The following is a 10,816-nucleotide window of genomic DNA, read 5'->3' as shown; positions in this document are numbered from 1 at the left end:
GCCAATAGAGAGACATGTGAAAATCAGGAGTGAAGCTACGCCTTTTGATCCTTTATACCAAGAATACTTGGCAAAGAGAAAAGCAAAGAGGCAATGCCGCAACTCTTGGAATGAGCCTAATCTCGCTGCTTTATAAGTTGCTGGGTACCAATTAGGTGCCTTCGTGAAGGCTTGAGCCGTATGCAGTGAAAGTTGCACGTACGGTTCTTAGGAGGGCGACACTTGGTAACAGGTGTCGTCTATCCGACAGCAGTGAGTTACGGATGAAGCTCTGACTTTGTACAGAGCTGTCATTCATTTCCAACTCATTTGATCCAAAAATGTGTTGCTAAAAAGAACTCAAAACACAACAAAAAAGCGCCTAGGGCGCTTTTTTAAAATCAACTAACTTAATTTAGTGTGGGCTGCACATCTAAGCCATAGCCAAACATTACAGCTAATACTAATACAACTGATGCTGCGACCATTAGTTTAATCAGCAGTGGTAAACAGAATCTAAACCAATGGCCGTAAGGCACACCTGCCATCCCTAAAATGCCCATTAGTACAGCATTGGTCGGAATGATCATATTTGAAAAGCCATCACCAAATTGATAAGCAAGCACGGCAACTTGTCTTGGGACACCCACTAAATCACCAAGTGGGGCCATCAATGGCATAGTGACATAAGCTTGTCCTGAACCTGATGGAATAAAGGTATTAAGTAAGGTTTGAATAACTAACATGCCTATTGCTGATATTTCAGCTGATACATAAGAAAGCGGTAACGACATACCATGTACAAGGCTATGCAGGATTTGACCGTCTTCTAAAATAAGTGCGATACCGCGTGCAACACCGATTAAAACTGCGGTGGTAACAAGATCAGACACGCCCTCTATAAATTTGTTTGCTGCTTCATCAGCAGATAATTTGCCTAAAATGGCTACAACGACACCCCAAGCGATAAAAACACCGCCTAGCTCGTATAAGTACCAGCCTTTAGTTGCTATACCCCATACTGCAATTGCAAGGGTAATGATAAAACTTCCTAAAATAAGTTTATGGCGCAGGGCAAGTGCTGGGTAACTTGTTGCTGTTTGATTTTCCAGTGGGCAAGGCACGCCAATCATCATTGATTTAGACGGATCATTCGCTACCTTTTTTGTGTATTGCCAAACATGATGAAAACCAATGAGCACAAATGGAATAAATATAGCTAAACGAAACCACAAGCCTGAGTAAACTGGAATACCTGCAATTTGCTGTGCGATTAATACGGTAAATGGGTTAAATGCCGATACACCATAACCAATACCATAACCCGCGACTATCATACCTACGGCAGTCATTGCGTCTAGGCGCATTGCTTTACACAGCGCAACGAGAATAATAACAAAAGGAATATATTCACCGGCGGTACCGATACTGCTTGATGCCAAAGCAAAGCAAAATACCACCATAAAGATTAATCGCTGCGGCTTTTTACCGTGTCGCTCTAAAAGCCTACCAATGAGTGCATCAACAGTGCCTGTGGCACGTGCAACAGCTAATACGCCGCCAACGATTAAGACAAAGAAAATAACATCTTGAGCAGCAGCAAATGCACGAGGTATGGCTTGTAATAAATCCCATGGGGTTAAGTAATGGCGTTCAGCAACCGTTTGATAGGTACCCGCAACGACCATTTCGCGGCCAGATTCACTCAGTGTGGTGCTGAAAAAACCTTGTGGTACTAACCATGTAGCAATAAGCGCAACAACCATCATGCCAAGCAGCAGTATCAAGGTATGTGGAACTTTAAAACGTAAACCCATTTATTCTCCGTAATTATGTTAGGTTAAATTGTTAAAATCATAACATGATAAAAGCTGATAGATTGTCTCAAAAATATATACACTGTTAAAAAATGTAATAATTTAGACACAAAAAAAGGCCAGATAGCTGACCTTTTAATAGTTATTTAGATTTTATTTAGCTAGGCCAAATGGGTCGTCAATGCTATGAGCTGGCTCGGTAAACCAACGCGGGCCTTCGTCTGTCATATAAAAATGATCTTCTAAGCGAATACCAAACTCATCGGGTATAACAAGCATCGGTTCGTTACTAAAACACATGCCTGTTGCGAGTGGGGTAGGGTTTCCACCGACAAGGTATGGCCATTCATGAATATCCAAACCAATGCCATGGCCAGTTCTGTGTGGGCAACCTGGTGTTTGATATTCTGGCCCCATGCCATTTTCGGCTAAGTACTGTCTTGCAGCATCATCTACTTTGCCACATGGCTCACCAATTTTTGCTGCAGCAAAAGCGGCTAGTTGGGCATTTTTCTCGTGTTGCCAAAACATACGTTGACGTTCGGTTGCTTCACCAAATACATAAGTACGGGTAATGTCAGAGAGGTAATCATGTACTTTACAGCCAGTATCAATCAGTACCACATCACCTTTTTTAAGGGTTTGTGGGTTTTTAACGCCATGCGGGAAAGACGACGCAACACCAAATAGCACAATACAAAAATAGTTACCCGGTGCACCGACTTTTTGGTGGGCTTTTTTAATAAAGGCTTCTACTTCAGTAGTGGTGATACCTTCATAAAGCATGCTCGCCGTTGCTTTGTGTACTTCTAAAGTCATGTCCATAGCACGTTGCATCAAGGCAAGTTCGCTGGCTGATTTATGCATGCGGCAGTGAGCTGTTACGCACTGTGCGTTAACAATATTATAATTACCATTAGCTTTATTAATGCCGTCGTAGATGAAAAACTGTGCGCTTTCATCAATACCAAGGGTGCCATTTTTGCTAATACCCATTTCTGACAGTACTTCAACACATAGTTGGTATGGGTTTTCGTGCTCTTGCCAGCCTCGAATTGGGCCATCAATCACCATAAAGTCGTTTAAGCTGCCGATTTCAAAAAACGGTGCGATATATTGCACATCACCTTTAGCAGGTAAAATAGCACCAACTAAACGCTCACTTGCGTACCAACGCATACCAGTAAAATAAGCAAGGTTAGTGCCTGCATTTAAATATATTGCATCAATGTTATTTGCTTGCATATACGCTTGTGCTTTTGCGATACGCGCATGAAATTCGTCATTTTGAATAGGGGTTAAATCTGTTGTCATATCTGACAAAGAGTCAAGCGCCTGCTCTGGCGTTTGTGTGCCAATACCGTATGTTGTCATTGTGTACTCCTTGGTTTTTTGTGCATTGTGGCTTGAGTAAACACCTGATGCAAATTCACTGCGACTAATCGCATAATATTCGTATTTATGTACATAACTGTTAGCATGCGCAAAAAATAAGGAGCGACAATGCAAGTTAATTACTTAAAAAGACAAGCTGAATTTAAAGCCTTACTAGAACAACAAGGTTACAGCGCCATGTTAGTACTAGGTCATGAAAATATTCGTTACTTAAGTGGTTTTAGTGGTAATGCTGCTTATGCATTAATTACTCAAAATGCGTGTGTGCTGATAACAGATTATCGTTACCATCAACGTGCAATTGCAGAAACAACAGGATTTGAGGTTGTTTGTAGAGACAGAGAAAACGAAACTCTTGGTCATTGTATTAACAGGCACCTTAAACCAAACAGCCATGTCGCATTTGATGCAAGTTATGTCACAGTTGCGATTTGGCAAGGTGTTGCAGATGAGCTTAATGGTCACACTCTAACAGCCATAAACGGTCTAATAGAAAAGCTAAGACGCGTTAAAGATAGCTGGGAAGTTGCGCAAATTAAAGCTGCTGCAGCTATTGCTGATGAAGCCTTAGCACAAACGCTGCCTTATTTTAAACCAGGTATGACTGAACGAGACCTTGCCTTAGAGCTTGAATATAGAATGCAAAAGCTAGGTTCAGAAGGAATGTCGTTTGCCACCATCATGCTGTTTGCAGAACGCTCAGCCTTGCCGCATGGTAATCCATCAAATCAGGTTTTAAAGCAAGGAGACTTTGTAACACTTGATTTTGGTGCCGTTGTAAATGGTTATCGCTCTGATATGACTCGTAGCTACATTATTGGCGAAGCATCAGAAAAACAAACCCGTATTTATAATACTGTTCTTAAGGCACAAAATGCGGCACTTGAAATGGTTAAACCAGGTGTTAATTGTTTAGATTTAAATACCATATCAAACAAGGTGATTGCTGAGGCGGGCTTTGGTGAATACGCGGGTAAAGGCCTTGGCCATGGTTTAGGGCTATTTTTACATGAAGTGCCATTTATCAACACACTCACAGATTACAACCTTGAAGTAGGTAATGTGATCACCATTGAACCTGGCATTTATATACCAGGCTATGGTGGTGTGCGACTTGAAGATGACATAGTTGTCACCGAGTCTGGCTTTGAGGTGTTAACCCATGCGCCTAAGCCATTCATAATCTAATGCTTAAATTTTGCGATTACTTTTTAGCATAAGCTAAGCGGGCTAAACGTTCAGTTACATGGTAACTATCAAGCCCGCTAACTGCGACTGTATCAATGGCTTCAATATCGACAAAACCGTCTTCTTGCAAACAAGCCTCATCTAAGTAGATATCAGTGATTTCTCCAATAATAAGCTCAGTGCCATTAATGGCAAGGTGGTGGTGTTCTTTGAGCTCAAGAGCATACTTAAGCTTGCTCTCTTTAACAAAAGGTGCTGTGAAGTTATTTAGGTATTCAGTGCAGAGCCCTGTAGCATCAAATTCAGATTCGTCTTTGTCGTAGCGTGCAGATGTTTGATGTGCTTTATCATAGATATCTTTGTTCACATGGTTAATCGTGTACTGCTTAGTGGCTAATAAGTTCTCTAGGGTATGGCGAGGCACTGAATGAGGCCTAATGATCATACCCACTAAGGGGGGATGTGCCCCAAGATGAAATACTGAACTTACAATCGCTAAATTAGTTTGGCCATTATTATCTTGTGTGCCAACTAAGTTGGCACTTTTAAATCCCGACAAACTATTAATTAAGTGGGCGCGGTAGCGGTTTTCTAAATCAGCAATAGCTTGTTTTGTAAAATGCATAATTGTCCTGTTACCAGTCTATGGGTTTTCCTTGCCAGTCAAAGTAGGCTGGGCTGGGTGATTGTTGTAAATAGTCAGCATCACTTATCAATGAATACAATTGCTCGGCTACAAACTCAGGGGTAAATAGCTTCCCTTCGGGCACATTTGCCTGAAAAGGTTTTGATAATGGCGTATCAGTAGTTCCTGGGTGAAATAACACGCAGTGGCATTTTTTATAGCGTCTGTTAAGTTCAATCGCTGCAGATTTAAATAACATGTTTAGTGCCGCCTTAGATGCCCGATAGCTATACCAACCGCCTAACTTGTTATCACTAATGCTGCCAACACGTGCACTCAGTGCACATACAACCGTTGCTACATGCGGCTTTAAAAGCGTTGAAAATAAAGTCACGCAGCGAATCGGCAGTAGGGCGTTTGTATGCATGCTATTTATAAAGTGCTGCTCAGATATTTGCTCAAGTTTACGTTCAGGCGCGTTATCTAGATCATGCAGCAGGCCGTTAAATATCATCAATTGTGCTAAATCATATTGGTTACTAGTTAATTCTACGGCAATTCCTCTTAGGCTTTGCTCTGAGTAATCAGTTATAAAATGCTGGTGGCTGATCTCATTGTTTGATATTTCATCAAAAGGCGCCTTAAATTCACTTCGACTGATGGTTACGATATGACCGCTTCTGATTTGTTTTCTTAGAGTAGTGAAATAGGCTTTAGCGATTTCACTGCTTGTGCCACACAATATATAGAGTTGCATTTATGACCCGTAATAAAAATATTCGAAAATTTTTTTCGCTCAAACTATCACCAATTAATAAAGTGTTAGTAACCTTGGTTGTCTTTTGCCAAAACTAAAACACATAAAATAGGTTGATAAATAATTGACCATACAAAAATGAAAGATGCCTTAATTCACAGGCATTTTATCATTTTAATTGGTAAGTCCATTTTACCAATTGCCCATATTGTAAAGTACAGTATCTGACTAGGCGGCGTATTTATTACACTTTTATGTTTACAGATTGGTTATTCTTTTTTACGAGTATGTTAGAAAATTCGATCTATTAAATTAACGCTGACAATGATATTAATAAAAGGGATCAGTATTTAGCAGCGTTCGTGCTTGGTTAAATACTGTGCAGTAAGTACTTTCAACTTAGTTAAAGAAAGGAGTATGAGAATGAGTGAACAATACGCTGCACTTCGCGGTAATGTTAGTATGCTTGGACAAATGCTGGGTCAAACCATTAAAGATGCACAAGGACAAGCCATTTTAGATAAGGTAGAAGAGATTCGCGCTTTATCTAAATCGTCACGTAGTGGTAACGAAGCCGACAGACAAGCGCTTATCGAAGTACTACACGCTCTCACAGATGAAGAACTATTACCGGTTGCACGCTCATTTAATCATTTTTTGAATCTTGCTAATGTTGCAGAACAATTTCATACCGTTTCGCGCTTTAATGATGTTGGTTTTTGCCAACTAAACCCTCTCACTCAAACATTAAAAGCGTTAGCAACTGCATCAAAGCAAGGTCAAGTGGACCCTAATCACTTGGCACAAACACTCTCAAAACTCCACATCAATTTAGTACTCACGGCTCACCCAACCGAGGTGACACGCCGTACAATGATCAATAAACACGTTGAATTAAGTGATTGTCTTGCCTCTTTAGAGCGTAAAGACAATTTACCAAGTGAACGTGCAGATTTATTAAATCGCATTGCCCAACTTATTAGCCAAGCTTGGCATACCGACGATATTCGTCGTTCGCGCCCAACGCCAATCGATGAAGCTAAATGGGGTTTTGCAGTTATTGAGAATAGCTTATGGCATGCCGTTCCACGTTTTCTACGCGAGTTTGGTGAAGACGTAAAAGCAGAGCTTGATCTTGAATTACCGATTGATTTCAGCCCAATTGAATTTACTTCATGGATGGGTGGTGACCGTGATGGTAACCCGTTTGTTACCGCTGAAGTCACTCACCAAGTGTTAGACCATGGCCGTTGGATGGCACTTGATTTGTATTCGCGTGACATTGAGACGCTAAGTAATGAGTTATCTATGTCTGATGCAAGCGATGAATTAGTTGAGCTTGCAGGGCAAGACTTTGAACCTTACCGTGCGGTACTTAAAAAATTAAAGAATCAAATTGCCGAAACCGTGACGCATTTGGGCGCTAAAATTAAGAAAAAGCGCACTGACTCTGAAGATTTAATTACCGATATTGCGCAAATTAAGCACCCTATTGAAGTGTGTTATCGCTCGCTAATTAAAACCAACATGAAAGTGGTGGCAGACGGTTTGCTACTTGATGTACTGCGCCGCATTAACAGCTTTGGTTTGCGCCTTGCAAAACTTGATGTGCGTCAGGACTCGTCACGTCATGGTGATGTTTTCTCAGAGCTAACACGTTATTTAGGTTTAGGAGATTACCATCAATGGCAAGAAGAAGATAAACAAGCATTCTTACTTGCGGAGCTGAACTCTCGTAGACCACTAATACCTAAACATTGGCAGCCAAGCCCTGAAGTACAAGAAGTACTTGATACGTTTGATGTGATAGCAGCGCAAGACGCACAAACATTTGGCTTGTACATCATTTCCATGGCACGCACTGCATCCGATGTCTTAGCAGTACAATTGTTATTGAAAGAAAGTGGTTGCAAGTTTAACTTGCCGGTTGCACCGTTATTTGAAACCTTAGATGACTTAAATAATGGTAAAGAGGTTATTGAATGTTTACTTGATAACACTTGGTACCGTGGTCATATTCAAAATCAGCAAAATGTCATGATCGGCTACTCAGACTCAGCAAAAGATGCAGGCATGATGGCTGCTGGTTGGGCACAATATGAAGCAATGGATAAACTCGTTCAATTAGCCGAAGAGCGCGGTATTGAGCTTATCTTATTCCACGGCCGTGGTGGTACTGTTGGTCGTGGTGGCGCTCCAGCTGCACAGGCGCTTCGTTCTCAGCCTCCTGGTTCATTAAAAGGTGGCCTGCGTGTAACAGAGCAAGGTGAAATGATCCGCTTTAAGTTTGGTTTGCCTGCTGTCGCACTACAAAGCTTAAATATTTATGCCGGTGCGGTACTTGAGAGTAACTTATTGCCGCCGCCAGAGCCTAAGAGCGAATGGCGTGATGTTATGGATCTTATTAGTGCAGACTCATGCGAGCATTACCGTCAAGTTGTGCGTCATGATGAAAACTTTGTTCCTTACTTTAGAATGGCAACGCCAGAACAAGAGCTCTCAAAATTACCTTTGGGCTCTCGCCCGGCTAAGCGTAACCCGAATGGGGGTGTAGAAAGCCTTCGTGCTATTCCATGGATCTTTGCATGGAGCCAAAATCGTTTAATGCTGCCTGCTTGGTTAGGTGCATTAACAGGCCTTAAAGCTGCTTTAGATAAATATGGCATCGAAACACTTCACGAAATGAGCTTAAAATGGCCATTCTTCCGTGCTCGTTTAGAGATGCTAGAGATGGTATTTAGTAAAGCCGATACATGGTTAAGTGCTCATTATGATGATGCACTTGTTACTGAGCAATATAAGCCATTAGGTGTGAAGTTACGTCAGGAATTGAGCGAGGCTATTGAGCTTGTTCAATCGCTTAGCCCACAAAAGAGCTTACTTGCAGACCAGCCTTGGATCAAAGAGTCAATCGCGCTTCGTAACCCTTACACAGATCCACTTAACTTATTACAAGTTGAGTTACTGCGTCGTTCACGTGAAGCTGATGAAAACTCTGCAACTGATATTGATAATGCCTTGATGATCACGATGACAGGTATTGCAGCAGGTATGCGTAATACCGGTTAATAGCCAGTGTCATCTACTAATTGAGCATCGATTGGTAGGCTAATAACAAATCGTGCGCCGTGTTTACATGACTCGGCGCCGATTTTGCCTCTTAGGTTGTATTTAACCGCGTTAAATACCACGTTTAAACCAAGCCCTAAGTGATTACCCCCTAGATTAGTGGTGTAAAAAGGGGTAAATATTTCATGTAGAATTTCATCACTGATTCCCACACCGTTATCTTGATAGATAATTTCAACCACATGCGTAAACGCTTTGACTGAAACTTCGACCACTCCCTTACCCGAATTAACAAAGCCATGCTCACAGGAATTAATAACTAAGGTTTTTAATACATCACTTAAAATAGTTGGATAAGATGTAATAGTTGCTTCATCGCCATGAATTTTAAAATCAATTTGTTTACCAAGATGTTTGCTCAAAGGACATAAACGATGGTTAAGAAAGCTTGAAAGCTGTATTTTGCTCATCGGTTTATCTAGGTGTATAGACACATTAAGCGCTTTAAACTCTTCTACAATTCCGGCAAGTCGATTAATACTGTTGATCACAAGGTCTTTAGCACTATTGGTATCGGTAATAAATTTATGAAAATGCTTGCTAGACAGCTCTCGGGCTTTAAATTTTTCTTCTAAACCTTCCATGTAATCATCTATTAATGAACTTGCTGTAACTATGGTGCCTATAGGGGTATTAAGTTGATGCGCCATACCGGATACTAGTGCTGTTAAAGACGCTATTTTTTCTATTTCAATAAGATGATTTTGAGTATCTTTTAACTGTTTTAATGCTTTAGCTAATTTTTGTTTTTGTTTGTCGATACTATTAATTGCGATAAAAGAGCCAAATAAAATAATTACTAAACATATACTTACAACAATAGTGAGATCTTTAAATGCATTGGCTTTCGTCGCTTTTATTTGTTCAGCACGAGTCAATTCAGAAATTCTTACCTCTTTTGCGGCTACATCAGCTTCCGCTAATGCTTTAGCTAGGTTCACTTTTGCTTGTCTGGTTAAAATAGCTTCATTAATGTACGAATATTGTTTATAAGCGCTTAGTGCATTTGCATAAATTTTTTGTTGTTCGTAAAGCTCTGCAGTTAATTTTGCAATCGATAATAGGACTTCAAAATTAGTATGGCTAACAGCTTGTATGTTAACGGATGCTAGTGTATCGAGCGCTTTCTCAGTATGGCCTTGTGCTTCATACGTTTCTGCTAAGCATAAAATGATATTAAGTTGCTCATTTTCAAGCTTTTTATTTTCAATAAGAGTCGAAGCCTCGTTTAGTACCTTTTCTGAGTCTTCTAAAAAACCTTGAAAACGTAATATTTTGGCTTTTATAACTAGGCTTGAAGCAAGGTGAGTGGTGTAGTTATGTTGGTTTTGTAACCCTATAGCTTCATTGATAACCTTGAGTGCGTCTGAATACTGTTTTAATCCAATTAAAGCAAGCGCTAAGTTATTACTAGCAAATGATTCGTTCAGAGTTTGATTTTTACTGCGGGCATAATCTCGATAGTATGTGAACGAGTCAGCAGCTTCTTTGTAACGGTTTAAACGTAGCTTTACCAAAGCGATATTATTTTCGGTTTGATAAACTAAACGTTCATCTCGAGATTGTGCAAATGGCATGGCATCGCGATAGTAAGCTAAGGCTTCTTCATATAGACCTAAGCGTGCATAAATCCCCCCGGAAATATTGAAATAGCCATACATGAGGTCTTTTTCATCAGACTGAGAAACCATATTCATGTACTTAACAATGGTTTCCATGGCTTGTTCTAGCTCGTCTGTCTCTAATAAGAACCAAGCTTTATAATTAGTAGCAATAATCTTTTGTTCTAATGTTAGCTCGGTAGTTTCTATGAGGGCATTGACAAACTTTAGGCCTTCTTGTGGTGAGCTTGCATAGCTTTGCCTTATTGAAAGTCTGAGTTCATTAAACTCTTTGTTAGGCATTGCATTAATTGTTGTTGAATAT

At 40.4% G+C, this 10,816-nt stretch carries 8 protein-coding genes; 2 read left to right on the top strand and 6 right to left on the bottom strand.

Annotation, left to right across the window (positions count from 1 at the left end; translation table 11 throughout):
• Positions 1–151: 151 nt before the first annotated feature.
• The 3 genes from L1D46_RS17875 to L1D46_RS17865 form a co-directional block, all read right to left on the bottom strand.
• Positions 152–298, bottom strand: a complete 147-nt coding sequence (locus L1D46_RS17875; RefSeq protein ID WP_239977983.1) for a hypothetical protein — start codon at positions 296–298, stop codon at positions 152–154.
• A 91-nt stretch (positions 299–389) separates the two neighbouring features.
• Complete coding sequence (locus L1D46_RS17870) at positions 390–1,796, bottom strand: TIGR00366 family protein (protein WP_130052455.1); 1,407 nt, start codon at positions 1,794–1,796, stop codon at positions 390–392.
• Positions 1,797–1,949: 153 nt separating this feature from the next.
• The gene (locus L1D46_RS17865; protein ID WP_130052454.1) at positions 1,950–3,170 is read right to left on the bottom strand and encodes a Xaa-Pro peptidase family protein; all 1,221 of its coding nucleotides are present in this window, start codon (positions 3,168–3,170) and stop codon (positions 1,950–1,952) included.
• A gap of 129 nt (positions 3,171–3,299) precedes the next feature.
• Here L1D46_RS17865 and L1D46_RS17860 point away from each other — a divergent pair, with 129 nt between their 5' ends.
• Entirely contained in the window at positions 3,300–4,379 is a 1,080-nt protein-coding gene (locus L1D46_RS17860) for a Xaa-Pro peptidase family protein (protein ID WP_130052453.1), read from the top strand.
• Between the two features lie 16 nt (positions 4,380–4,395).
• On the opposite strand, the gene L1D46_RS17855 is transcribed toward L1D46_RS17860, so the two are convergent.
• The gene (locus tag L1D46_RS17855) at positions 4,396–5,004 is read right to left on the bottom strand and encodes a flavin reductase (protein ID WP_130052452.1); all 609 of its coding nucleotides are present in this window, start codon (positions 5,002–5,004) and stop codon (positions 4,396–4,398) included.
• Positions 5,005–5,014: 10 nt separating this feature from the next.
• Positions 5,015–5,761, bottom strand: a complete 747-nt coding sequence (locus tag L1D46_RS17850) for an SDR family NAD(P)-dependent oxidoreductase (RefSeq protein ID WP_130052451.1) — start codon at positions 5,759–5,761, stop codon at positions 5,015–5,017.
• A gap of 423 nt (positions 5,762–6,184) precedes the next feature.
• On the opposite strand from L1D46_RS17850, the gene ppc reads away from it, so the two are divergent.
• Positions 6,185–8,830 carry a phosphoenolpyruvate carboxylase gene (ppc, locus tag L1D46_RS17845; protein ID WP_130052450.1) on the top strand — a complete coding sequence of 882 codons (2,646 nt, stop codon included), beginning with the start codon at positions 6,185–6,187 and terminating at the stop codon, positions 8,828–8,830.
• Here the strand turns inward: ppc and L1D46_RS17840 are convergent.
• A partial coding sequence (locus L1D46_RS17840; protein WP_239977982.1) for a tetratricopeptide repeat-containing sensor histidine kinase occupies positions 8,827–10,816 on the bottom strand: 1,990 nt, incomplete at its 5' end. The two genes, ppc and L1D46_RS17840, sit on opposite strands and share 4 nt — an antisense overlap.

This window comes from Pseudoalteromonas sp. Isolate3 (genome assembly GCF_022398505.1).
In the GTDB taxonomy this organism is placed as follows: Bacteria; Pseudomonadota; Gammaproteobacteria; order Enterobacterales; family Alteromonadaceae; genus Pseudoalteromonas; species Pseudoalteromonas apostichopi.
Note: the sequence above shows the minus strand (reverse complement) of the source record. Positions and strands in the feature narration are given on the sequence as shown.